This window comes from Serratia myotis, from assembly GCF_027474885.1.
Classification (GTDB): Bacteria; Pseudomonadota; Gammaproteobacteria; order Enterobacterales; family Enterobacteriaceae; genus Serratia; species Serratia proteamaculans.
The window spans coordinates 146650-172284 of record NZ_CP099707.1 but is presented as its reverse complement, the minus strand read 5'-3'; the positions used below and the strand labels follow the sequence as shown (position 1 = coordinate 172284).

Here is a 25635-nt window from a genome sequence, read left to right as displayed (position 1 = left end):
TTGCACTGACAGTTTTCACACTCAGTGGTAGGATGAACAGCGAATTATAAAAACGGTAACAAGCATGTTAGACAAAATTATTCGAATTGCCACCCGACAAAGCCCACTCGCTCTCTGGCAGGCACATTATGTGCAGCAGCGTCTGATGGCCAGCCACCCTGGCCTGCAGGTCGAACTGGTGCCGATGGTCACGCGGGGCGACATTATTCTGGATACGCCGCTGGCGAAAGTCGGCGGTAAAGGGCTGTTTGTTAAGGAACTTGAGCTGGCGTTACTGGATGGCCGCGCGGATATCGCCGTCCATTCGATGAAAGACGTGCCGGTAGATTTTCCCGCGGGCCTGGGTTTGGTGACCATTTGTGAGCGTGACGATCCGCGTGACGCATTTGTATCCAATCGTTTCGCCTCGCTCGATCAACTGCCGCTGGGCAGCGTGGTCGGCACCTCCAGCCTGCGCCGTCAGTGCCAGTTACGTGAACGTCGTCCGGACCTGATCGTGCGTGACCTGCGCGGCAACGTCGGTACCCGGTTGTCAAAACTGGACAACGGCGACTACGACGCCATTATTCTGGCGGTCGCCGGGCTCAAACGCCTGGGCCTGGAACAACGCATCCGTAGCCCGCTGAGCCCGGAAGAGTGCTTGCCGGCCGTCGGTCAGGGTGCAGTGGGCATTGAATGCCGCCTTGACGATGAAACCACCCGCGCGCTGTTGGCTCCACTCAATCACGCCGTAACCGAAACTCGTGTTCGCGCCGAACGGGCGATGAATACCCGACTGGAAGGCGGTTGCCAGGTGCCGATTGGCAGCTATGCCGAACTGGACGGCGACAGCCTGTGGCTGCGTGCATTGGTCGGCTCCCCGGACGGCAGCCAGATGGTGCGTGGCGAACGTCGCGGCCCCGCCGCGCAAGCGGAACAAATGGGCGTTGAGCTGGCGGAAGAGTTGCTGGCACAGGGTGCCCGTGAAATTCTGCAGGATGTTTATCAAGGGAATCCCCCGGCATGACGATCCTGGTAACCCGCCCTTCTCCTTCGGGAGAGCAATTGGTGAGCCGACTGCGCGCGCTCGGCCGGGTTGCCTATCATGCCCCGTTGATCGACTTCGCCCCAGGCGGCGATCTGCCCAAACTGCCACAGGCGCTGCAGCAACTTAATGATGGCGATTTGGTGTTTATCCTGTCGCAGCATTCAGTCAGCTACGCCAACTCGGTGATGGGTCGCGTTGGGCTGCCATGGCCTGCCAGGCTGGCCTATTATGCTATCGGTCGCAACACCGCGCTGGCGATGCACCGCATCAGCAGCCTGCCGGTGGAGTACCCACGTGAGCAGGAGATCAGCGAAACGCTGCTTCTATTACCTGCCTTACAGAAGCTGGACGGCAAGCAGGCGCTGATCCTGCGCGGCAACGGCGGGCGCGAGCTGCTTGGCAACAGCCTGAGTGAACGTGGTGCCGCCGTCAGCTATTATGAATGTTATCAACGCAGCCCGGTGCACTATGATGGCAGCGAGCAAAGCGCCCACTGGCAGCGTGCCGGTGTTGATACGCTGGTAGTCACCAGCGGTGAAATGTTACAACAGCTCTATACTTTAGTTCCTGATTACTACCGTTCATCGTGGCTGTTGTGTTGCCGCCTGGTAGTGGTGAGCGAACGCCTGGCTACCCTCGCCCAGGAATTGGGCTGGAGCACAATTCGGGTAGCTGATAACGCCGATAATGACGCGCTGATCCGCGCGCTACAATAAACCTGACTATGGGATGTGCCACTATGACGGAACAAAATACCCCCTCCGCCCCGGTTGAAGAGCCAACCCCAGTGGCTGATAGCCCCAAGCCACCCGACGCTGACAAGCGTAAAGGTAAAAATACCGGTCCAGTACTGGGCGCGATCGCCATCGTGCTGGTCATTGCCCTGGGCGCCGGCGGCTATTACCACACACATCAACAGGCACAGCAGTTGATCGCCGCCAATCAAACCTTGCAGCAACAGCTGGAAGCGCTGAAGCAGAGCCAACAGCAGGAAAGAAGCGCGCTGGAAGGTCTGTTGCAGCAACAGGGTAAAACGCTGGATGCCGCTGACCGCGAGCAAGCGACCCTGACGCGACAACTGAATGAGCTGCAAGAAAAAGTCGCCATCATCTCCGGCAGCGATGCCAAGACCTGGTTACTGGCACAGGCCGATTTCCTGGTGAAAATGGCCGGCCGTAAACTGTGGAGCGATCAGGACGTCACCACCGCCGCCGCTCTGCTGAAAAGCGCCGATGCCAGCCTGGCAGACATGAACGATCCGAGCCTGCTCGAAGTGCGCCGGGCGATTACCGAAGACGTCAGCACGCTGTCCACTCTGACCCAGGTAGATTTCGACGGCATCATTCTCAAGACCAATCAGTTATCCAATCAGGTTGATAACCTGCGCCTGGCGGATAACGACAATGACGAATCACCGATGGATCAGGACAGCAGCGAGCTATCCAGTTCGATCGGCGAGTGGCGGCAAAACCTGACCAAAAGCTGGCACAACTTTATGGCCGACTTTATTACCGTTCGCCGCCGTGATAGCAGTGCCGAACCGCTGCTGGCACCGAATCAGGATATTTACCTGCGTGAAAATATCCGTTCACGCCTGCTGGTGGCCGCGCAGGCAATTCCACGCCACCAGAACGAAGTGTATAAACAGTCGCTGGAAACCATCTCTACCTGGGTCCGCGCCTATTTCGATACTACCGACCCGGCCACGAAAGCTTTCCTGGAAGAGTTGGATACCCTGAGCCAGCAGTCGATCACCATGGACGTGCCGGATCAGCTGAAAAGCCAGCCACTGCTGGAAAAACTGATGCAGACCCGGGTGCGCAATCTGATGACCCAGTCCCCTGCTGCCCACCAGGAGGGATAAGCCATGTTACGCGTGCTATTTCTGTTCCTGGTGCTGATCGCAAGCGTGGTGGTCGGGCCGATGTTGGCCGGCCATCAGGGCTATGTGCTGATTCAGACCGATAACTACAATATCGAAACCAGCGTCACCGGCCTGGTGATCATGGGCGTCCTGCTGTTTGTCGTGCTGCTGGTGATCGAATGGATCCTGCGCCGCGTCTTCCGCACCGGCGCACGTACCCGCGGCTGGTTCCTGGGCCGCAAACGTAGCCGCGCGCGCAAGCAAACCAAGGCCGCGCTGATCAAACTGGCCGAAGGCGATTACAAGCAGGTCGAAAAACTGCTGACGCGCAATGCCGATCACGCCGAACAGCCGGTGGTGAACTACCTGCTGGCTGCCGAAGCTGCACAGCAACGCGGTGACGACTTCCGCACTAACCAGTACCTGGAACGTGCCGCCGAAGCCGCCGATACCGACCAGTTGCCGGTAGATATCACCCGCGTGCGCATCCAACTGGCGCAGGGAGAAAACCATGCTGCACGTCACGGTGTCGATCGCCTGCTGAACCAGGCACCGCGTCATCCGGAAGTGTTGCGTCTGGCGGAACTGGCTTATCTGCGCACTGGCGCTTTTGCCTCGTTGCTGGAGATCCTGCCGTCGATGAGCAAGATTAACCTGCATACCGAGGCTGAACTGCAGGCCCTGCAGCAGCAGGCCTATATTGGCCTGATGAATCAGGCCATGGCAGATGAAGGCAGCGACGGTCTGAAACGCTGGTGGAAAGATCAAAGCCGCAAAACGCGCCATGAAGTTCCACTGCAAATTGCGATGGTGGATCACCTGATTGAATGCAATGACCACGAGCTGGCACAGGAAATCGTGCTCGATAGCCTGAAGCGCCAATACGATGAGCGTCTGGTGCTGTTGATCCCGCGTCTGAAGTCCGGCAATCCGCAACAGTTGGAGAAAGCGCTGCGCCAGCAGGTGAAACAGCATGGCGCCACACCGCTGCTGAACAGCACGCTGGGTCAGTTGCTGATGAAACACGGTGAGTGGCAACAGGCTGCCGATGCATTCCGGGAAGCGCTGAAACAGCGTCCGGATGCCTACGACTACGCCTGGCTGGCGGACGTACTGGATAAGCTGCACCGCTCCGATGAGGCTGCCCAGATGCGTCGTGAAGGCCTGATGTTGACCCTGAAGCAGAACGGCGATTCATAGCGGCAATATCGAGTGATCAAAGCGCGGCATTGATGCCGCGCTTTTTTTTCGCCTGTCGATTATCTACCGGCAAAAAAAAACACTTGCCGCGGTGGCAAGTGTATAAAAAAGCAATCAGGTCTAGGACAACAGGGGCGGTGCCTCACTCAACGTTATGCCCGGAGTGTGATGTCGGGTTGCAAGCAACGCTGACATCGTTCTGGTGGGCAATAGGCACCCTAAATCGGCTCTGCGTCATTCCCAGGGTTTATGAAGCCTAAGGCGAACATAAGAGGTGGAATGAGCATCTACGGAATAGATATAGCACTTGGCGTGCCAACTTTGGGAGAAGTGCCGTTCAGCCTGAAGGAAATAAACTAAAACTATGAATTAAAAGCAATTTAAGCGTCATATTAAATTTATCGCCTCTCATCGGGTATTACCCCACCCTCTCCCTGACCCCAGCAGATATGTCGCCTTATAACGACGACTTAAGCCAAAGTGATTTTTATCGTATTAAATCATGATGTTATATGTCTCAACCTGGCGACAATGCGCCGTGCCGATGTCGCTGAAAGCCAACACGGCTCCAGAAACAAAAAGCAGGACCGCAGGAAGTTAAAAGTGAGGTTTACTGAATGGCAGAAAGCGAAAAGCCCGTTCATTGCTGAACGGGCTTTTCTGAAGGTGGTCGGCGAGAGAGGATGACTGCATCTGCGATGCTGCCCTGCGGGCCGTTGCTAAAGCAACGTTGTCTCGCTGCGCTCGGCTCAAACCTCCTTCGGAGGTGCTCATCCTATAAACTACAGATGTAAAAAAACCCGCTAAAAGCGGGTTTTCTTGAATGTGGTCGGCGAGAGAGGATTCGAACCTCCGACCCACTGGTCCCAAACCAGTTGCGCTACCAAGCTGCGCTACTCGCCGATTTCTTGTTGCAGATACTACCGAATTTTGTCGCTTATGTCTATGTAAATATTAAATTTATTAGACATTTTGTGTGTGGTGCGAAGAGAGGGACTTGAACCCTCACGTCCGTAAGAACACTAACACCTGAAGCTAGCGCGTCTACCAATTCCGCCACCTTCGCACAGTCACAAAACAGCTTACAATTCTTCACTTCTCTTAGGAAGTGGGGTGGCTAATGGGACTCGAACCCACGACAACTGGAATCACAATCCAGGGCTCTACCAACTGAGCTATAGCCACCATTACTTCTTAACTTCACGCGGTAATACTACCACCGCAGCTCTTGCACACAAACTTAATGGTGCGCCCGACAGGATTCGAACCTGAGACCTCTGCCTCCGGAGGGCAGCGCTCTATCCAGCTGAGCTACGGGCGCATAGCGCCGTTGCGGGAGGGGATACTACGGTTTTAACCCAATCCTGTCTAGTGCTTTTTCGCAGAAATGTTGCGTTTGATTACGCTTTGCTCACTCCCGCGCAGGAAAGGGCTCTCCGTAGCCCCTTTTGACCGGTTATTGCTGGGTTTCTGTCCGTTTTTCAGCCGGATGATGTTTCTTGTGCATACCGAAAGCAAAGTAGCACAGACTGACTGCTGCTAAGAATATTGCCCCGACCAGCAGAGAAATACGCGTATCCGGATTAATTCCCATGCCGATCAGCACGCAGACCAGGAAAGCGATGGTCAGATAGTTCACATAGGGGAACATAATTGACTTAAAGCTGTGGGTTTTGATCGCTTCCTTGTGGGCGCGGCGGAAATACAGCTGGCTGATCAGCACCACAAACCACGGCACCATGCCCGGCAGCACGCTGGCACTGTAAACGTAGACGAACACCGCCTGCGGATTGGGGATCAGATAATTCAAGCAGGAACCGACCAGCAAACAGGCGATGGTCACGGCAATACAGTTCACCGGCACGCCGCTGGCAGACAGTCGGGTCAGCGAGGCGGGCAATTGACGGTTCTTGGCCAACGCGTACAGCATACGCCCCCCGCTATACATGCCGCTGTTGCAGCCAGAGAGTGCGGCGGTCAGCACCACAAAGTTAATGATACCGGCGGCGGCAACGATGCCGATTTTGGCAAAGGTCAGCACGAACGGACTGCCTGCGGTGCCAATACCGTTCCATGGGAAGATGGTGACAATGACAAAAATGGCGCCGACGTAGAAGATCAGGATGCGCCACAGGATATTATTAATTGCGCGTTTCAGCGTGACCTGCGGGTTCTTGGCCTCACCGGCGGTAATACCGACCAGTTCAACCCCCTGATAGGATGCCACGACAATACACAACGCAAACAGGAAACCCTTCCAGCCACCGGCAAAGAAACCACCGTGTTCGGTCAGGTTGGCAAAACCGATAGGCTGCCCCCCGTTACCAAAGCCAAACAAGATCACCCCCAGCCCCACCAAAATCATCACAATAATGGTGGTCACCTTGATCATGGCAAACCAAAACTCCAGCTCGCCGTACAGGCGTACCGCCGCCACATTAGCCAACGCCACCATCGCTACGGCGATCAGCGCCGGTAGCCACTGCGGGATCTCCGGGAACCAGAACTGCACGTAGACTCCAATGGCGGTAATTTCCGAGATGCCGACGGCAATCCACATAAACCAATAGCCCCAGGCAGTCAGGTAGCCAAAGTACGGACTCATGTATTTATGTGCATAAACAGCAAAGGAGCCCGCGACCGGCTCCAGGAACAGCATCTCGCCCATCGAACGCATAATAAAGAACACGAACAGCCCGGCGATGATATAAGCCAATAACACCGACGGCCCCGCCCATTTCAGCGTACTGGCCGAGCCCATAAACAGGCCGACACCAATGGTGCCGCCCAGAGCAATCAGCTCGATATGCCGGGCTTCCAGCCCCCGGTGTAGTCCTTGCGGTTTTTCAGTGTGTGGCATAAATCCTCGATAATATTCTTTTGATTGTGTCTGCATGCCGGCCGTTACCGGTCGTTATTGTTTTAATGAAAAATAGCGTAAATCATCTCCCGCCGCGTTGGCGGTCATCAACTTGTGATGGGGCTATCTTACGGCGAGAAAAACGTCGTTCAGCGCGGCCGTATCAGGCGCCAACAGCTGGGGGTAATTTCAGGGCGGTATCGTTTCGCATTTTGCCGCTATAAGCAAACCGCAAGTTAAAACTTTATGGAATAAACACAAGGGGGTTTAGCGGCTGAGGTTATAGAATGTTGGAAAATTGGCCACAAAGCAGGTTATTTGAACAACTTGTTGCGCCGGGACAGAATAATCCGCCCCGGCACCTTCATCACATCTTGCCGCGATAATAGTAACTCACGAATTTCAGCAACCGCAGTTGGCGCCCGATGCGGCTCGGCTGGCTGAGCAGCCGATAGAGCCACTCCAGGCCGAGGTTCTGCCAAACCTTGGGTGCACGCTTCACGTGCCCGGTGAACACGTCGTAGGTCCCGCCTACGCCCATATACAACGCCTGGGGGTGTACCTTGCGACAGTCACGCATCAGGATTTCCTGTTTCGGTGACCCCATGGCAACCGTCACTATGGCGGCACCGCTGGCGCTGATACGCTCAAACAGCGACTCACGCTGTTCCGGCTTGAAATAACCGTCCTGGCTACCGACCAAATTCACATTCCACTGGCTACGCAGCTTCTGTTCGGTTTCTGCCAGCACCGACGGCTTGCCGCCAATCAGAAACACCGGCGTACCCTCACGCCCGGCGCGTTGCATCAGCGCTTCCCACAGATCGGCTCCGGCTACGCGTGACACATCGGCTCCCGGATATTTCCGGCGAATTGACCGTACCATGCTGATACCGTCGGCATACTTGTACTCGGCCTCATCCAGCAAGGCATGCAGCTCAGTATCCTGTTCCGCCGTCAGAATTTTTTCGGCGTTCATGGCGACCAGCGTGCCTCGCTTTACGTGGCCACCGTCGAACAGAAAATCCATGCACTGCGCCATATCGCGAAATCCCCACAGGCTGAAACCGCGCAGCTCGTATTTGGGCACCGAGATTTTTGCTTCCATCTTGTTATTACCCTTACAAAAGGCCGTCGGCCTGCACGGATGAAGCAGGACGACTCAGCGTTCGCGAACGCAGCACCCGCACCTTAATCAATCCGGCAGTATCAAACAGCCAATACAGCAATTTTGCCATCAGCAAACAGGCGCCGAAAATGAGGCAGAAGAACACCACCCGCGAGACAAACGAATCCACCCCTTCTCGCGCCAATACGATGATGTTGAATACCGCACCAAAGCAGAAACCCTGCAATATGGCGGCTTTATAAGGATTCGACTCGCTTTTGCCCATTTCATACAGCCAGTCGAACCATTTGATGATCATCCCCACCAGCACCGCGCCAACAGGAATGAACAACGCGCCGCCCATCACCACCAGCGAACCAATCAGCGTCGGTGAAATGGCCAGGCCGGAATGGTTATTCAGGACTTCCCAAGTGAAGTAGTTGGCGGTGTTCAACACCGTGTCCGGTCGGCCCGGCCACAGCCAGGCTGGAATGAACACGTAGAAATCACGCACTATCGGCGCCAACCCCTGGAAATCAATCTTGTCGTAGTTTTGCAGCAATAACGCCAGGTTTTCCCACGGCGAGAAAGTGTCTCGCGTCAGATAAAGGAAGGTATAAAACGCTTCGGGGCCACTGACGTCCAGGCTATAGCGCTTTAACGCCAGCCAGAACATGCCGACAATACCGAACACGCCCGCGGCCACCAACATCCACAGCGAGATCCAGCCGCGTACAATGCCGATAAACAGGAACAGTGAGAAGGCAATAATGATGTTGGCGCGGGTGCCGCCGACAATCACATAGGTGAGGATGCCAAAAGCCACCGTCGCCGCCAGGAAAAAGAACCAGGCTCGCAGATCTTGCTTCAAGAAATACACCACCAGCATCGCCGGAATGAAGAAATAGAAGAACCGCTTGAGCGCTACGCCAGACACGTCACTGGAGAAGATCTGGCTGTAAGAATTGAGTTTGAACAGCAGGAAGCCGTTTTGCAGGAAGAAAATGCCGACGGTAACCATCGCCACCAATGCCAGCAGGATCCAGGTCAGATGGGTTTCAACCCGGTTCATGCTGAATACCGGTTTACGCGGCTGCACGCTACGCTTTCGCAGCCGGGTTTTATAGCTTACGTAGTAAATCGCATAAAACGCGGTAGCCGAGAGGATGGCGTACAACAAGAATTCTACCGGCACCACCTCAACGTCAAACTGAAACACCAACAGGCAGGTTAGCGGGAAGCCGAAGTAAAACGTCAGCAAATACAGCAGCGAAAAGAAGACGTTGAAATTAAAGCGGACGCGCCGAAACTCCTGGTAGGTCAACGTCAGAACAAACAACGCACCGATCAGGTAGACGACGAATAACCCGCCAAATTGCGCCAGCGTCATGAATTATCCCCTGCCGCCAGGGTTAATGCCTGTTGCCAGCCATCAACGTAGTTGGGATTAAAGAAGGCAATCGCCTGCTTATCGACGGAGGCCAGTTGGCGCTGCGCTTCACGCACTACCGCCTCATCCAGCGAGTCACCGTAGAACAGCACCGGCAAGTGCTGCTCCGCCAGATCCTGCCAGAACGGATTCTGTCGGCTCAGCACGAACGGCACGCCAAACTGGATCAGCAGACACAGCGTGCCAATCCCCTGCTGGCGGTTAAAGATAAAGTAACCGAGGTCGCACTCACGCAGGATATTCAGGTAGTCGTCGAACGCCACCTGCTGCGTCAGTACCTGCAGGTTCTTGGCGCTGAACAGCGCCAGCCCGGCAGTGCGAACCTGTTCAATGTAAGCGTCGTTATTAGCCGGATAGCCCATCGGCAGGATCACGCGCACATCTGGGCCAAACTGCTGGTGAATCGCTTTCAGTGCCTCAACGTGGCGGTTGGTGCGATCGCCAGAGTTCCCCACCAGAATGGTCATCGGCCCGGCCAGATTTTTCTCTACGCTGACACCGGTCAATGCCGGATCCATCCGCGTCGGGAAATACAGCAGGGAGGCCGGTACGCGGGCATGTCGCTGCTGGTAGTGGATCACATCGCCACGGGTCGCGAATACGTGCCCCACCCGCCCCTGTGCAATACGGCGCAGCAAATAGAACAGGCGGAATTTCCAACTGGTGGCGTTTTCATACAAATCGGCGCCCCAAATATGCCAGCTCACCTGCTGGGCTTTGATTTTACCGCTCAGCAATGCCAGCCACAGCGTCGGGTTAAACTGACCATGCAGGAAGAAACGCGCATTGCGATCGGCCTGGGCACGGGCAATCACCGCCATCGCCAGGCTTTTCTTATCCGGATGATATTCAATGTTCAGTTCAGGGAACGGCCCCAAGGCGGCGGCATCTTTGGCGGCCACCATGAAATGGCGTGTCTGATCGGACGGCAGGCGCTTCGCCAACACGTCGTTGAAGAAACGCAGCACCGTCTGATTGTGATGCGGGATGTCAGATCCCAATACGTGAATCAGTGTAGTCATACTCGTCTACGATAAAGAATAAATACGCAGCTACAGAGCGTGAAATACACAATGTAGGTTGCCATGTAAGCCTGTGCCGCACCCAGCGCGCCGTGCAAGGGGATTAACCAATGCGAGAACAGCGTCAACAGCAGGAACTGGCTGACTTCGGTCAGGATATAAAAACGCAGCGACGCCTTGGCGATAACCAGGTAACCAAACACATAGGCACCGACCTTCAGCACATCCCCCACCAGTTGCCAGGCGAACAGATCGCGCATTGCGACGAACTTGTCCGTGAACAGCAGCCAGATGGCGAAATCGCGTAGCAGCCAGACGGTGAAACTTGCCGCTGCCACCGCAGGCAGCACAAATTTCAGCGAGCGCACAATCTCCTGAGAGATGGCACTTTTTTCCTTCAACCGCGACAGCGTCGGCAGCAAATAGACGGTAAAGGAAGCGGTGATAAACTGCAGATACGCGTCAGAAATGCTGCTGACGCCCTGCCAAATCCCCACCTCATCCCAACCGTAATCACGGGCCAGCAGGTTACGCATCATCACATAGGCCACCGGCAGCGTCACTGAAGTGATCAGCGCCATGATGGTGAACTTGCCGAGATGGCTGGCCAGCGCCTTGTCCCATGCCAGCGCCAGATAGCTCAGCGGCAGGGTTTTGCGCCGCCACAGCATCAAGCCGGCGGGCAACACCACTAATGCCGGTACCAACGCCAACCCCGCCAGCGCGCCTTCATAGCCACCCAGCTTAAAGCACAGGTAGTAGGCCACCACGCCAATCAGGCTGCCGCCAATCACCGCCAGCGCATTGCCCATAGCATCGCGGTAGCCCTTCAGCACCGCCATAAACAGGTTGGCGTAGGCAATGCCCATCTGAATAAAGGCCACCGCCCGCACCACGCCAACATAATCAGCATGGCCGAACAGCCCGATACTGATCGGTTCTGCCGCGAACAAGAACCCCAGCGCCAACAGCGTGGAAAAGCCCAGCACGATAGTTGACGCCGTGCCGACGGCCAGTTTCAACCGCTGCGGATCCTGATGGTATTCGGCAACGTACTTAGTGATGCCGTTAAAAATCCCGGCACCGGACAGCACGCCCAGCACGGTAATCAACTGGCGGAAGTTACCCGCCTGCCCAACCCCGCTGGGGCCAAACGCCACCGCCAGCAGTTTCACCACCAACAGTCCCACGCCAATCTTGATCAGCGTGGAACCGGCGGTCCAAATCGATGCTTTTGCCAGCGACATATCAGGCGAAGAAGCTGAGAATGGTATTGATCACCGTGCGCTGAGTGATATCAGTCATATTGTAGAACAATGGCAAACGGACCAGACGTGCGCTCTCTTGGCTGGTGAAGCGATCTTCACCGGCAAAGCGGCCGAAACGATCGCCAGCCGGGCAATCATGTAGCGGAATGTAATGGAACACCGTCATGATCTCGGCTTCTTTCATGTAATCGATAAACGCCGTACGGTCTTCAACATCGCGCAATTTGAGATAGAACATATGGGCATTCTGCACACAGCCCGCCGGGATGGTCGGCAGCACAATGCGGCCCGCCTTGGCCAGTGGCAGGAAACTGTCGTAATACTTCTGCCACAGTGCCAAACGGCGTTGATTGATGCGATCGGCGGCTTCCAATTGGCCCCACAAATAGGCCGCTTGCAAATCTGACATCAGATAGCTGGAGCCGATATCACGCCAGGTGTACTTGTCCACCTGGCCGCGGAAGAACTGGCTGCGGTTGGTGCCTTTCTCCCGAATGACTTCCGCCCGGTCAATCAACGCCGGATCGTTAATCAGCGTGGCACCGCCCTCACCGCCTGCGGTGTAGTTTTTGGTTTCGTGGAAGCTAAAGCAGCCAATATGGCCGATGGTACCGAGCGCCTTCCCCTTGTAGGTGGACATCACGCCCTGCGCGGCATCTTCCACCACAAACAGCTTGTACTTTGCCGCCAGCGCCATGATGGTGTCCATCTCGCAGGCCACGCCGGCGTAATGCACCGGTACAATGGCGCGGGTCTTATCAGTGATTGCCGCTTCGATCTTGCTCTCATCGATGTTCATGGTGTCCGGACGCAGGTCGACAAACACCACGGTGGCACCGCGCAGCACAAAAGCGTTGGCAGTGGAAACAAAGGTAAAACTTGGCATGATCACTTCATCACCCGGCTGGATATCCAGCAGGATCGCCGCCATCTCCAGTGATGCGGTACAGGACGGCGTCAACAGCACCTTCGGGCTGCCAAACCGCTGTTCCATCCACTGCTGGCAACGACGGGTAAAACCACCGTCACCACACAGCTTGCCACTGCCCATCGCAGCCTGCATATAGTCAAGTTCAGTGCCAACAACCGGTGGTGCGTTAAATGGGATCATGTCTTCCTCTGTATAACCAATACGAGGTGCTTTCAATAACAGCACCCTGTCGTTGATAGAGCCGTAGTGCGCCGATGTTACCTAGCTGAGTCGCAACCCGCAGGCGCTGCAGCGACCGGCACTCTGCAATGGCCGCCGCCATCAATCGCGAGCCGATTCCTTTGCCTGCCGCGCCGGGGAACGCCGCCAACAGGCCGATTCGAGCCTCCTGGTCACCCAGTTCACGCAGGCTGACAAAGCCTTCCGGCTGCCCAGTATCGTCCAGTGCCAGCAGACACTGATGGTCAAATGTCCCCAATACCGCCTTTTCTATCCATTCGGCATAAAAGCGGCCGCTATCCTGGGAGTGATACCAGGGGGCGCGGAAACGGCTGGCGGTAAATACGCTGGCAGCAGCCGCACGCAGCACCGGGATATCGGCCGGTACCGCCGAACGAATCGCCTGCGGCGTCACGGTAAGAGGTAATGCACATTCCGTGCCGGTATTCAGCACCAGATCGACTTCACCCTCTACCAATTGGAAACCCAAACGGGCCAAGCCATCCGCCAAAGCAGTTTGATGTGCCGGAATTTTGGCCTGAACCAAGGCATAGGCGGCCAGACCGTCCTCGGCGAGCGCCGGGGACGTAGCGTAAAAATTGAGTTTGGCGCTGTTAAGGGCGAAAAACTCGGTTTCCCAGGCCAGGGGGTCAATAGTGGCGTGGACGTGCATGCAACAGGTCCTGCAGATACTTGCCATAACCGGTTTTGGACAAGGCATTGGCGGCGTGCTTCAGATCTTTATCGTCCAGCCAACCATTACGCCAGGCGATCTCTTCCAGACAGGCAATTTTGAAGCCCTGACGTTTTTCCACCGTCTGCACAAAGCTGCTGGCTTCCAGCAGGCTGTCATGCGTACCGGTATCCAGCCAGGCGAAACCACGCCCCAACAGTTCAACCGTCAGCTCACCACGATCCAGATACATCTGGTTGATGCTGGTGATCTCCAACTCGCCACGCTCCGAAGGCTTAACCTGTTTGGCGAACTCGACAACCTGGTTGTCGTAGAAATACAGGCCTGTCACCGCCCAATCCGATTTAGGTTTTTTCGGCTTTTCCTCGATAGACAGCGCTCGGAAGTTCTCATCAAACTCCACGACGCCAAAGCGCTCAGGATCCATCACCTGATAACCAAATACCGTTGCACCTTCGGTACGTGTCGCTACGCTTTTCAGTTTAGGACTGAAAGATTGACCGAAGAAAATGTTATCACCCAGTACCAGACAGCAAGAGTCGCCATTGATGAACTCTTCACCAATCAGGAATGCCTGCGCCAGGCCTTCCGGCTTTGGTTGCGCGGCATAGCTGAGATTGACACCGAACTGATCGCCATTCCCCAGCAGACGCTGGAATGACGGCAGATCTTCTGGTGTTGAAATAATCAAAATGTCGCGGATCCCCGCCAACATCAGCACCGACATCGGATAATAAATCATCGGCTTGTCGTAAATAGGCAACAGCTGCTTGGAGACGCCGCGGGTAATAGGATGCAACCGAGTACCGGAGCCACCTGCCAGAATAATACCTTTCATACTTACTCCAAAAATCCACTGGGCAGCCACTCAGGCAACCCTGACTAATTTTAGTCGGATAAACCCAAACGTTCACCGGTATAGGAACCGTCCTGAACGCGACGCCACCAGGTTTCATTGTTCAGATACCAGGAAACCGTTTTGCGAATGCCGCTTTCAAAGGTTTCCTGCGGACGCCAGCCCAATTCACGGTCAATCTTTCCGGCATCGATCGCGTAGCGCATATCATGGCCCGGGCGATCCTTGACGTAAGTAATCAGGTCGCGGTATTTCTCCACGCCCTGTGGTTTGTTAGGTGCCAGCTCTTCCAGCAAATCACAGATGGTGTGCACCACTTCAATATTCTTGCGCTCGTTGTGGCCGCCGATATTGTAGGTTTCCCCCACCACACCTTCGGTAACCACCTGGTACAACGCACGAGCGTGGTCTTCCACATACAGCCAATCACGCACCTGCGCCCCGTTGCCATACACCGGCAATGGCTTACCGGCAACGGCATTGAGGATCACCAGCGGGATAAGCTTCTCCGGGAAGTGATACGGGCCGTAGTTATTGGAACAGTTGGTGACCAGGGTCGGCAGGCCGTAAGTGCGCAGCCAGGCGCGGACCAGGTGATCGCTGGAAGCCTTGGAGGCCGAATACGGGCTGCTTGGCGAGTAAGGCGTGGTTTCGGTGAACAAATCTTCCGTACCGTGCAAATCGCCATACACTTCGTCGGTGGAAATGTGGTGGAAGCGGAAGCCTTGTTTCTTCTCCGCATCCAGCGGCTGCCAATAATGACGGGCCGCCTCCAGCATGGTGTAAGTGCCCACCACGTTGGTTTCGATAAAAGCCGCCGGGCCGTCGATAGAACGGTCAACATGGCTTTCCGCCGCCAGGTGCATGATCACATCCGGTTGATACTCGGCAAACACCCGATCCAACGCCGCGCGATCGCAGATATCGACCTGTTCAAACGAATAGCGTGGGTTATCAGCAACTACTGAAAGCGACTCCAGATTGCCCGCATAGGTGAGTTTGTCTAGCACCAGGACACTGTCCTGCGTGGCTTCGATAATGTGCCTCACGACCGCTGAGCCAATAAAACCAGCCCCACCAGTGACTAAAATACGTTTCAACGCCATACTCCTTTGGTATCCACAACCCACGCTTGTTTTATTTCTTCCGGCTTAATTGCCTTGAATTGCTTATGGTCGACCAGCATCACGATCACATCCGCCTGCTGTAATGCGTCGGCCAGCGCTTTCAGCGTCACGTGACCAACCAACGATTTCGGCAGTTGTTCGACGTTTGGCTCAACCACCAGGGTTTCACCCACGTGCCAATCGGCAATCAGATGCGCCACTTCCACCGCCGGGCTCTCACGCAAATCGTCGATATTTGGCTTGAAGGCCAGACCAAAGCAGGCGATTTTCACTTCTGAAGCGCGTTTATCGGTAGCGGCCAGACAGTCGGCCACTGCCGCTTTGACGCGATCAACCACCCACAAAGGTTTTCCGTCATTCACCAGGCGCGCAGTATGGATCAAACGCGCCTGCTGCGGGTTCTGGGACACGATAAACCAAGGATCGACCGCGATGCAGTGGCCGCCAACGCCAGGACCTGGCTGCAGGATATTCACCCGCGGATGGCGGTTTGCCAAACGGATCAGCTCCCAAACATTGATGCCCTGATCGGCGCAAATCAATGACAGCTCATTGGCAAAGGCGATATTCACATCGCGGAAGCTGTTTTCGGTCAGTTTGCACATCTCTGCAGTGCGTGAATTGGTAATCACACACTCGCCTTCGAGGAAAATCTTGTACAGCGTGCTGGCACGCTCCGAGCATTTTGGCGTCATGCCACCAATCACGCGGTCGTTCTGAATTAGCTCAACCATCACCTGCCCTGGCAGCACGCGCTCCGGGCAGTAAGCAATATTGATATCTGCGGCTTCACCCGCCTGCTGCGGGAAGCTGAGATCGCTACGCGCCTCGGCCAGCCACTGCGCCATCTGCTCGGTGGCACCCACCGGAGAGGTCGACTCCAGAATGACCAGGTCGCCCTTTTTCAGCACCGGCGCCAGTGATTTGGCCGCCGCTTCAACATAGGCCAGGTCCGGCTCATGGTCGCCTTTAAACGGCGTTGGCACCGCGATCAGGAAAGCATCCGCAGCCAGGGGTTTGGTCACCGCCTGCAGGTAGCCGCCGTCGACCGCGTCTTTCACCACTTTATCCAGATCGGGTTCTACGATATGGATCGCGCCACGGTTAATGGTATCCACCGCATGTTGGTTAACATCTACGCCCACCACTTTTTTCTTGCGGGAGGCAAACGCCGCCGCCGTTGGCAGACCGATATAACCCAGGCCGATAACCGAAATAGTGTTAAAACTCATAGTGTCACCTGATGATTCTTCAAAGCTTCGAGAATACGTTGGCAGGCATGCCCGTCACCGTAAGGGTTATGCGCTCGGCTCATGGCGTGATATTCGTTTTCGTCCGTCAGCAACCGGGTAACCGCATCAACAATTTTGGCTACGTCGGTTCCCACCAGACGCACCGTGCCCGAATCTACCGCTTCCGGTCGTTCGGTGGTGTCACGCATCACCAGCACAGGTTTGCCCAATGACGGCGCTTCTTCCTGAATACCACCAGAGTCGGTCAGGATCATATAAGCGTTAGCCATCAGGTAGACAAAGGGCAAGTAATCCTGCGGGTCGATCAGGATGATGTTATCAATCCCTTTCAGAATGCGATTGACCGGCTCGCTGACGTTAGGATTGAGATGCACCGGGTACACGACCTGCACCTCTGGATGCGAACGGGCAATTTCTGCCAGCGCGCTGCAAATCCGCTCAAACCCGCCGCCAAAGCTTTCACGACGGTGGCCGGTCACCAGGATCATTTTTTTATTGGCATCCAGGAACGGGTAGCGTTGTGCCAGGCTGTCATGCAATGCAGCATCACCCATCACCCGATCGCGAACCCAGAACAGCGCGTCAATCACCGTGTTGCCGGTGACGAAGATATGATCGTCCGGCAGCAGTTCGCGCAACAGGTTCTGACGCGAGTTTTCCGTCGGGGCAAAATGATACATCGCCAGATGACCGGTCAGTTTGCGGTTAGCCTCTTCCGGCCACGGGGAGTAAAGATCGCCGGTGCGCAGACCCGCCTCTACGTGCCCAACCGGGATACGCTGGTAAAACGCCGCCAAACTGGTCGCCAGCGTGGTGGTGGTATCACCGTGAACCAGTACCACGTCCGGTTTGAACTCTTCAAGAACGCCTTTCAGGCCCTCCAGAATACGGCAGGTGATCTCACTCAATCCCTGACCGGGCTTCATGATATTCAGGTCGTAATCAGGCACTATCTCAAATAACCGTAATACCTGATCCAACATCTCACGATGCTGTGCCGTAACGCAGACTCTTGATTCAAAGGCTTCATCCTGAGCCAGGGCATGTACCAGCGGGGCCATTTTGATGGCTTCAGGTCTGGTGCCGAAAACAGTCAACACTTTCACAGCGAATCTCTTTTGGTCGGTTAACCGCAGGCGTACCTGCGAATTGGGCGCTTACGCACCCATCAGCGAGTTATTATATTATTTTTAATTACGCGGCCGACGCACCAGGGCAACACTTGCGCCAACCAAAGCGCCCATCGCGCCCCACATGATCAACCAGAATATCCGCCGTGGGCTATCACGTTTTACCGGTTCTTCCGGGGTCCGCAAATAGCGGTAAGTCTGAAACTTCTCGTCCAGCGTCGGGCCGACGTTCAATGTCGACAGCATCGCACGATTTTGATCATAATCCAGATCGAAGGTCGGTCCCGAAGCCTGCAGCCCTTCCAAACGCGCCTGCAGCATAGGTTTGCCCAGCAGGAACAGGTCAGAGTCTGGCAGTTGTTCTGCCGGGGTATCGGTCTGAGTCCGGCTGATGCCCTGCGTCTCGGCAATTTTCAGCGCCTGTTGAATGGTGTTCAACTCACGCTTATACACTGCCGCCGCCACCGCTTCCTGGCGCTTGACCTGCGCTTTCATCGAGGTGGTGCGGGCCGCCCAGGCGCCCTGGATCTCTTCGTTCAGATGCTGAGCAGCACGGTGGCTGGCAAACGCCACGTATTGACGTAACAGACGGTTGGCATCCGCCGCCGTTTCCGCCGTCAGCTTCACGCCGTCGTTCGGCACTTTTTTATCATCGCGCGGAGTAAACTGAATGTTGTTAATCAGTTCATCCAGCAATGCCGCATCGGCAGCGGCATCGCCTTCCTGGCGCTGTTTGTAATAATCGCTCTGCAGCCAGAAATCGCGACGCGTATCGTAGGCAGCCAACTGCATAATGAATTCATTATAAGCTTCGTCAGCAATGCCCGGCTGCTCGGCGCTGGCGGCCGGCATCGTCCGCACATCCAGATTACGCAGGAATTGCTGCTGGGAATAATAACCCCCCAACGCATTCACTGTTGGCCGATCAGTAATTGCTGCCGCACTCCACTCCTGTTTCACCAGGTAGGAAACCATCAGCGCAACCACGGCAAATAACGCCGCTATACCGATAATCCATGGCTTACCGCGCCACAGGGTGCAGCACAGGCCGCGGATATCGAGTTCGTTATCCACTGCCGGGATATTCTTGTCAGACATTGTTTCTGGATTCATCACTGCCCAAAAGCCTCTGGTTAAGATACTTGCTTATTGCCGTTCGAACGCCGCAGACGGCGCTTGATACGCTTAATGTAACGTGCAACACGCCAGGCGCGCTTAATGCAGTAACCGTATAAAAAGAAGGCAAGCAAGAATAATGCCAACATTACCCATTCAGGGATAAAAGTAAGACGTTCGCCGAGCACGCCAATGGCCGCCAGCAGTGCCGCCGCCAGGGTAATCAACACGAAAGCCTGCCGTGGCGTAAAGCCCGCGCGCATAATCAGGTGGTGAATGTGTTGGCGATCTGGGGAGAAAGGGCTCATCCCTTTGCGTAAACGACGGTACATGATCGCAATCATGTCCATCAGTGGAATAGCGATAATCCACAGTGCGGTCACAGGGTTGATGGAATGCGCTTTACCCTGCGAGCTTTGCAGCAGCAACCAAATGGCGGTGAAACCGATCAGCGTACTGCCGGCATCCCCCATAAACACTTTATACCGGCGACCGAGAATGCCGAGGTTAAGCAGGATATAAGGAACGATGGCGGCAATCATCGCGAAGCACCAGAAAGCCAGGTCAGAATGGCCGCTCAGGTACAGCAACACGCCCAGCGCGCCAAAAGACACGCACGAGAGCCCCCCCAGCAGACCGTCGATGCCATCTACCATGTTAAAGGCGTTGATCGCAGCCCACACGGCAAACAACGTGACCAGATAGCCGAACGGCCCCAACTGCATTTCCCAGTCACCCAGCACATGGCCAAAACTGCGCAGGTAGAGCCCGGCGAAGGCCATCATCGCAATGCCGACCAGAGCCTGAACCAGCGCTCGAATTTTAACGCTGATATCGAAACGATCGTCAAGAGCACCAACGAACACTAATATCCCCGCGCAAGCGAGGTAGAGTTTGCCATGCGCAATCGATTGGTCAGAGATAAAGAAGGCAAAGCACAGCCCGGCGTAAACAGAAATACCCCCGACCAGAGGGATCAGCCCCTGATGGCGTTTGCGGTAATTAGGTTTATCAACCAGACCAATACGTTTTGCTGCTTTACGAGCAACAAAGAGAAAAGCCAAAGAAAACAGGAAAACAAATAGAATTTCAGTACTCATAGTGAGTAAGTTCACAGTTAACAAGATCTTTGTAGAAGATAAGGCAGCTTAACACGGGCGACAGGCTGTGCCATGGTATCCCGCTACCTTTCAGTCATTTCCTATGACAACAGCCATTCATTCTTATTCCAATGTCTCTGTCTGCTGTTTCGACAGTAGCAATGCGCGAACGACGAAGCGCCGACCGCAAATAAGATGAATTCTCAGTAAGTCACGAAAATAACTTACGTTTCCATTTCTGTTACTTATCGTATCTGCCAAAAGCAAAAAACGCCACGACTAGGCGTGGCGTTCTTTGAATTTTTACTCAATTATGAGCGCATCGTCATTATGAGCGCTTCATCATATCGAAGAATTCATCGTTGGTTTTGGTCATGGCCAACTTGTTAATGAGGAATTCCATTGCATCAATCTCACCCATCGGATGAATGATTTTACGCAGGATCCACATTTTCTGCAGTTCTTCAGAAGTGGTGAGCAATTCTTCTTTACGGGTACCAGAGCGGTTGTAGTCGATCGCAGGGAATACGCGCTTCTCGGCGATTTTACGCGCCAGATGCAATTCCATGTTGCCGGTACCTTTAAATTCTTCGTAGATAACCTCGTCCATTTTCGACCCGGTATCAACCAGCGCGGTAGCGATGATGGTCAGGCTGCCGCCTTCCTCAACGTTACGTGCCGCACCGAAGAAACGCTTAGGACGATGCAGGGCGTTAGCATCCACACCACCGGTCAACACTTTACCGGAAGCCGGAACTACGGTGTTGTAGGCACGTGCCAGACGGGTGATGGAGTCAAGCAAGATGATCACGTCTTTCTTGTGCTCAACCAGGCGCTTGGCCTTCTCGATCACCATTTCTGCAACCTGAACGTGGCGAGAAGCCGGTTCGTCAAAGGTAGAAGCGATAACTTCGCCCTTCACCAGACGCTGCATCTCGGTCACTTCTTCCGGACGTTCGTCGATCAGCAGTACCATCAGCACGCAGTCTGGGTGGTTGTAAGCAATGCTCTGCGCAATGTTCTGCAGCAGCATGGTTTTACCGGCTTTCGGCGGCGCTACAATCAAACCACGCTGGCCACGACCAATCGGCGAAGCCAGGTCCAGCACGCGTGCCGTCAGGTCTTCGGTTGAGCCGTTACCGCGTTCCATCCGCAGACGGGAGTTGGCATGCAGTGGGGTTAAGTTTTCGAACAGGATCTTGCTACGGGCGTTTTCCGGTTTGTCGTAGTTAACTTCGTTAACTTTCAACAGGGCAAAGTAGCGCTCGCCTTCTTTTGGCGGACGAATCTTACCGGAAACGGAGTCACCTGTACGGAGGTTAAAACGGCGGATTTGGCTAGGGGATACGTAGATGTCGTCGGGGCCTGCAAGGTAGGAACTGTCTCCAGAGCGGAGGAAACCAAATCCATCCTGCAATATCTCCAACACGCCATCGCCGAAGATATCTTCTCCACTTTTCGCATGTTGCTTAAGGATAGAGAAGATAATGTCCTGCTTGCGCATGCGGGCCAGGTTTTCCAGCCCCATATTTTCGCCGAGAGTAATCAGCTCAGAAACCGGCGTATTCTTTAATTCGGTAAGATTCATAGTGGTGGGTTCTTAAACTCGGGGTATGTCTCGAACTTGTATCGTGAATGGTATGGCAGCGGGATATATCTTTGGTCTTTCTAGTGGTTGCGTTGGCTTGCCTTGCTCACCTCTGGGCTTAGCGGACTAAGCTGCGGAGATGTGTTCGGTTGCCGACTGGCCACACCTTGAAATCCATTGGATATTCGTGCCTGTTTACTGGACGTTCGACCACCGGGCGCTGAGCTGTCACGGTAAGAAATGGCTTACAGAGGACGCGCGCATTGACGGTTTAAGATCGAAGGTACCTTAAAATTGATTTTGCAAAACTGTTTGATTGCTAAAACGCGGGCTGAGTTCATTTTTTCTTTCAAAACCAGCGGTTCAACACAGAGTAAAGCTTTAGATTTAGACTCTTTAGATTTACAACTTCGGGCAAGTTCTATATGCAGTATGGTTAAACTTAACACGCTTCTTGGCAGGCGTCTAGCGGTGAATTGAACATCCCCGCCAGACGCCTGTATATCCCCGTTGTCTCTCACGCGGCGGCGTTTTCGGCCGCGGCGTCACATCCAGTGGGTATAGGGCTTCCCGCCCGATTACAGATTCGCGTTAAGGAAATCTTTGAGCTGACCTTTGGACAGCGCACCAACCTTGGTCGCGGCCACTTCACCGTTCTTGAACAGCAACAGCGTAGGGATACCACGGATACCGTACTTGGGTGCGGTTGCCGGGTTCTGGTCGATATTCAGCTTGGTGATGGTCAGCTTGCCTTCAAACTCATCGGCAATCTCATCCAGAATCGGAGCAATCATCTTGCACGGCCCGCACCATTCAGCCCAGAAATCGACCAGGATTGGCCCTTCAGCTTTCAGCACGTCGGTGTCGAAGCTGCCGTCAGTCAGGTGAATAATTTTATCGCTCATGTTCTACTCCAAAGGATTGTGTCTACCTTGTTGGTGTAGCATTAACCAACCTAAGGTGACTTTATTTCACCGGATACGCTTTCGTAAAGCAATAGTTAGCTGATATTCTACCACACTATGAGCAAAACACACTTGACCGAACAGAAGTTTTCCGACTTCGCCCTGCACCCGTTAGTCGTTGAAGCCCTTGAAAAGAAAGGGTTTCAATATTGCACGCCTATCCAGGCGTTAGCATTGCCGCTCACGCTCTCTGGGCGTGACGTTGCAGGTCAGGCGCAAACCGGTACCGGAAAGACGTTGGCATTTTTAGCGTCTACTTTTCACTATTTGCTTTCTCACCCGGCGAAACAGGATCGCAAGATCAACCAGCCGCGCGCCTTGATCATGGCGCCAACGCGTGAACTCGCGGTACAGATCCACTCCGATGCGGAAGCCCTCTCCCAATCCACCGGCCTGAAAATGGGTCTGGCGTACGGCGGCGATGGCTACGACAAACAGCTGAAAGTGCTGGAAAGCGGCGTGGATATCCTGGTGGGGACTACCGGCCGTTTAATCGATTACGCCAAACAGAACTATATCGACCTGGGCGCGATCCAGGTTGTGGTGCTGGATGAAGCCGACCGTATGTACGATCTGGGCTTTATCAAAGACATCCGCTGGTTGTTCCGCCGCATGCCTGCGGTCGATCAACGCCTGAACATGCTGTTCTCTGCCACCCTGTCCTACCGCGTACGCGAGCTGGCCTTCGAGCAGATGAACAACGCTGAATATGTTGAAGTGGAACCGGAACAAAAAACCGGCCACCGCATTAAAGAAGAACTGTTCTACCCGTCCAACGAAGAAAAGATGCGCCTGTTGCAGACGCTGATCGAAGAAGAGTGGCCAGACCGCTGCATCATCTTCGCCAACACCAAGCACCGCTGTGAAGACGTTTGGGGCCATTTGGCTGCCGATGGTCACCGCGTAGGCCTGTTGACCGGCGATGTGGCACAGAAAAAACGTCTGCGTATCCTCGATGACTTCACCAAGGGCAACCTCGATATTCTGGTCGCCACCGACGTCGCCGCCCGCGGTCTGCACATCCCGTTGGTGACTCACGTCTTCAACTACGACTTGCCTGACGACTGCGAAGACTACGTTCACCGTATCGGTCGTACCGGTCGTGCCGGCGAAAGCGGTCATTCCATCAGCCTGGCTTGTGAAGAGTACGCACTCAACCTGCCGGCGATCGAAACCTACACCGGTCACAGCATTCCGGTGAGCAAGTACAACAGCGATGCGTTAATGAGTGACCTGCCTGCGCCGAAACGCCTGGCACGCCCACGCGGCGGCAACGGCCCACGCCGTAACTCCGCGCCACGTCGTGGCGGTGCGCCACGCAGCAACCGTAAACGTTCAGGCTGATAGATAATGCTCAGTTCCAGCGCACTTTATGCCGCCATTGACCTTGGCTCCAACAGCTTCCATATGTTGGTGGTACGCGAGGTGGCCGGCAGTATTCAGACCCTGGCGCGCATCAAGCGCAAAGTGCGTCTGGCCGCCGGGCTGGATCAGAACAGTCACCTGTCGCATGAGGCCATGCAGCGCGGCTGGCAATGCCTGAAGCTGTTCTCTGAACGCCTGCAGGACATTCCCCGTGCACAGATCCGTGTGGTCGCCACGGCCACGCTGCGTCTGGCATCCAATGCCGATGAATTCCTGCAGACCGCCGAGCAGATCCTCGGTTGCCCGATCCAGGTGATCAGCGGCGAGGAAGAAGCGCGCCTGATCTACCACGGCGTTGCCCATACCACCGGGGGGCCGGATCAGCGTTTAGTGGTCGATATCGGCGGCGGCAGCACCGAGCTGGTCACCGGTACCGGCGCACAGGCGGCTCAGCTGTACAGTCTGTCGATGGGCTGTGTCACATGGCTGGAACGGTTCTTCAGCGATCGTAATCTGGGACAGGAGAATTTCGAGCGGGCCGAACAGGCTGCACGTGAAATGGTGCGTCCCATTGCACCACAGCTGCGTCAACACGGCTGGCAAATCTGCGTCGGCGCTTCCGGCACCGTTCAGGCGCTGCAGGAAATCATGGTGGCGCAGGGCATGGATGAACGCATCACCCTGTCCAAGCTACGCCAATTGAAACAGCGCGCCATTCAGTGTGGCAAACTGGAAGAGTTGGAAATTGAAGGGCTGACGCTGGAGCGCGCACTGGTGTTTCCAAGTGGGCTGTCGATCCTGCTGGCAATTTTCCAGGAGCTGGGCATTGAAAGCATGATGCTGGCCGGTGGCGCACTGCGCGAAGGACTGGTCTATGGCATGCTGCATCTGCCGGTTGAACAGGACATCCGCAGCCGTACCATTCGCAACCTGCAGCGGCGTTACCTGTTGGATACCGAGCAGGCCGAACGCGTCAGCCAGTTGGCTGCCAACTTCTCACAGCAGGTGAGCAATGAATGGCAACTGGATGCGCGATGTCGCGAGTTATTGCACAGCGCCTGTCTGATCCACGAAATTGGCCTCAGCGTTGATTTCAAGCAAGCGCCGCAACACGCCGCCTACCTGATTCGCCATCTGGATTTACCCGGTTTCACCCCGGCACAGAAAAAGCTGCTGGCCACCCTGCTGCAAAATCAGAGCAACACTATCGATCTGCCGCTGCTGAGCCAGCAAAACGCCCTGCCGCCGCGTATGGCGCAACGTCTATGCCGACTTTTACGCCTGGCGATCATCTTTGCCAGTCGTCGTCGCGACGACACGCTGCCCGCGGTACGTCTGCGCGCTAACAATGATGACGAGTTGACGGTGATCCTGCCGCCAGGTTGGCTGGAACAGCACCCGCTTCGGGCGGAGGCGCTGGATCAGGAAAGTCATTGGCAAAGCTACGTTCACTGGCCGTTGATACTGGAAGAACAACGTTGATATGACAAGG

General features: G+C 55.1%; 21 protein-coding genes, 4 tRNA genes and 1 other RNA gene. 6 read left to right on the top strand and 20 right to left on the bottom strand.

Annotation, left to right across the window (positions count from 1 at the left end; genetic code table 11):
- The first annotated feature begins 64 nt into the window (after positions 1-64).
- The 4 genes from hemC to hemY are packed head-to-tail and all read left to right on the top strand — an operon-like array spanning position 65 to position 4091.
- Positions 65-1006 carry a hydroxymethylbilane synthase gene (hemC, locus tag NHG65_RS00755; RefSeq protein WP_207978572.1) on the top strand — a complete coding sequence of 314 codons (942 nt, stop codon included), beginning with the start codon at positions 65-67 and terminating at the stop codon, positions 1004-1006.
- Complete coding sequence (hemD, locus tag NHG65_RS00750) at positions 1003-1743, top strand: uroporphyrinogen-III synthase (protein WP_499182836.1); 741 nt, start codon at positions 1003-1005, stop codon at positions 1741-1743. Before hemC ends, hemD begins: the two co-directional genes overlap by 4 nt.
- A 23-nt stretch (positions 1744-1766) precedes the next feature.
- The gene (gene hemX, locus NHG65_RS00745) at positions 1767-2891 is read left to right on the top strand and encodes a uroporphyrinogen-III C-methyltransferase (protein ID WP_207978574.1); all 1125 of its coding nucleotides are present in this window, start codon (positions 1767-1769) and stop codon (positions 2889-2891) included.
- A gap of 3 nt (positions 2892-2894) precedes the next feature.
- Positions 2895-4091: a protoheme IX biogenesis protein HemY gene (gene hemY, locus NHG65_RS00740; protein WP_099062182.1), complete on the top strand. Its 1197-nt coding sequence runs from the start codon at positions 2895-2897 to the stop codon at positions 4089-4091.
- A gap of 667 nt (positions 4092-4758) precedes the next feature.
- On the opposite strand, the gene NHG65_RS00735 is transcribed toward hemY, so the two are convergent.
- The 20 genes from NHG65_RS00735 to trxA all read right to left on the bottom strand — a co-directional run bounded on the left by NHG65_RS00735 (position 4759) and on the right by trxA (position 22718).
- Positions 4759-4886: non-coding RNA, RtT sRNA (locus NHG65_RS00735), on the bottom strand.
- A gap of 31 nt (positions 4887-4917) precedes the next feature.
- Positions 4918-4994: transfer RNA gene (locus NHG65_RS00730), tRNA-Pro, on the bottom strand.
- 76 nt (positions 4995-5070) lie between these two features.
- Positions 5071-5157 (bottom strand) — tRNA-Leu (locus NHG65_RS00725).
- A gap of 43 nt (positions 5158-5200) precedes the next feature.
- Positions 5201-5276, bottom strand: a tRNA-His gene (locus tag NHG65_RS00720).
- 59 nt (positions 5277-5335) lie between these two features.
- Positions 5336-5412: transfer RNA gene (locus tag NHG65_RS00715), tRNA-Arg, on the bottom strand.
- Between the two features lie 135 nt (positions 5413-5547).
- A complete protein-coding gene (gene thrP, locus NHG65_RS00710) occupies positions 5548-6951 on the bottom strand; it encodes a bifunctional threonine/serine APC transporter ThrP (RefSeq protein WP_099062183.1) in 1404 nt (467 codons plus the stop codon).
- Between the two features lie 367 nt (positions 6952-7318).
- Positions 7319-8059, bottom strand: a complete 741-nt coding sequence (gene wecG, locus NHG65_RS00705; RefSeq protein ID WP_207978576.1) for a lipopolysaccharide N-acetylmannosaminouronosyltransferase — start codon at positions 8057-8059, stop codon at positions 7319-7321.
- A gap of 13 nt (positions 8060-8072) precedes the next feature.
- On the bottom strand, positions 8073-9449 hold the full coding sequence (gene wzyE, locus NHG65_RS00700; protein ID WP_207978578.1) for an ECA oligosaccharide polymerase: 1377 nt from the start codon (positions 9447-9449) through the stop codon (positions 8073-8075).
- Entirely contained in the window at positions 9446-10531 is a 1086-nt protein-coding gene (locus NHG65_RS00695; protein WP_207978580.1) for a TDP-N-acetylfucosamine:lipid II N-acetylfucosaminyltransferase, read from the bottom strand. The genes wzyE and NHG65_RS00695 overlap by 4 nt, the downstream gene beginning before the upstream one ends.
- Entirely contained in the window at positions 10528-11778 is a 1251-nt protein-coding gene (wzxE, locus tag NHG65_RS00690) for a lipid III flippase WzxE (protein WP_207978582.1), read from the bottom strand. Before wzxE ends, NHG65_RS00695 begins: the two co-directional genes overlap by 4 nt.
- A gap of 1 nt (position 11779) precedes the next feature.
- Positions 11780-12910 carry a dTDP-4-amino-4,6-dideoxygalactose transaminase gene (rffA, locus tag NHG65_RS00685; RefSeq protein WP_413478250.1) on the bottom strand — a complete coding sequence of 377 codons (1131 nt, stop codon included), beginning with the start codon at positions 12908-12910 and terminating at the stop codon, positions 11780-11782.
- On the bottom strand, positions 12897-13622 hold the full coding sequence (gene rffC, locus NHG65_RS00680) for a dTDP-4-amino-4,6-dideoxy-D-galactose acyltransferase (RefSeq protein ID WP_499182835.1): 726 nt from the start codon (positions 13620-13622) through the stop codon (positions 12897-12899). The genes rffA and rffC overlap by 14 nt, the downstream gene beginning before the upstream one ends.
- Positions 13600-14481, bottom strand: coding sequence for a glucose-1-phosphate thymidylyltransferase RfbA (gene rfbA / locus NHG65_RS00675; RefSeq protein ID WP_176979952.1), 882 nt, complete (start codon positions 14479-14481; stop codon positions 13600-13602). The genes rffC and rfbA overlap by 23 nt, the downstream gene beginning before the upstream one ends.
- Before the next feature lie 50 nt (positions 14482-14531).
- Positions 14532-15605 (bottom strand): dTDP-glucose 4,6-dehydratase, encoded by a 1074-nt coding sequence (rffG, locus tag NHG65_RS00670; RefSeq protein WP_207978588.1) that lies wholly within the window; start codon positions 15603-15605, stop codon positions 14532-14534.
- Positions 15596-16858, bottom strand: a complete 1263-nt coding sequence (gene wecC / locus NHG65_RS00665; RefSeq protein WP_129936261.1) for a UDP-N-acetyl-D-mannosamine dehydrogenase — start codon at positions 16856-16858, stop codon at positions 15596-15598. The genes rffG and wecC overlap by 10 nt, the downstream gene beginning before the upstream one ends.
- Positions 16855-17985, bottom strand: a complete 1131-nt coding sequence (wecB, locus tag NHG65_RS00660) for a non-hydrolyzing UDP-N-acetylglucosamine 2-epimerase (protein WP_176979954.1) — start codon at positions 17983-17985, stop codon at positions 16855-16857. Before wecB ends, wecC begins: the two co-directional genes overlap by 4 nt.
- 84 nt (positions 17986-18069) lie before the next feature.
- Positions 18070-19122 carry an ECA polysaccharide chain length modulation protein gene (wzzE, locus tag NHG65_RS00655; protein WP_499182834.1) on the bottom strand — a complete coding sequence of 351 codons (1053 nt, stop codon included), beginning with the start codon at positions 19120-19122 and terminating at the stop codon, positions 18070-18072.
- A gap of 20 nt (positions 19123-19142) precedes the next feature.
- Entirely contained in the window at positions 19143-20240 is a 1098-nt protein-coding gene (gene wecA, locus NHG65_RS00650) for a UDP-N-acetylglucosamine--undecaprenyl-phosphate N-acetylglucosaminephosphotransferase (protein WP_207978592.1), read from the bottom strand.
- A 313-nt stretch (positions 20241-20553) separates the two neighbouring features.
- Complete coding sequence (rho, locus tag NHG65_RS00645) at positions 20554-21813, bottom strand: transcription termination factor Rho (RefSeq protein WP_004950874.1); 1260 nt, start codon at positions 21811-21813, stop codon at positions 20554-20556.
- A gap of 578 nt (positions 21814-22391) precedes the next feature.
- Positions 22392-22718, bottom strand: a complete 327-nt coding sequence (trxA, locus tag NHG65_RS00640; protein ID WP_037422813.1) for a thioredoxin TrxA — start codon at positions 22716-22718, stop codon at positions 22392-22394.
- A gap of 117 nt (positions 22719-22835) precedes the next feature.
- Between trxA and rhlB the strand changes: the two genes are divergently transcribed.
- Positions 22836-24122, top strand: coding sequence for an ATP-dependent RNA helicase RhlB (rhlB, locus tag NHG65_RS00635; protein WP_099062195.1), 1287 nt, complete (start codon positions 22836-22838; stop codon positions 24120-24122).
- Between the two features lie 6 nt (positions 24123-24128).
- On the top strand, positions 24129-25625 hold the full coding sequence (gene ppx / locus NHG65_RS00630; protein ID WP_085115762.1) for an exopolyphosphatase: 1497 nt from the start codon (positions 24129-24131) through the stop codon (positions 25623-25625).
- Positions 25626-25635 lie beyond the last annotated feature (10 nt).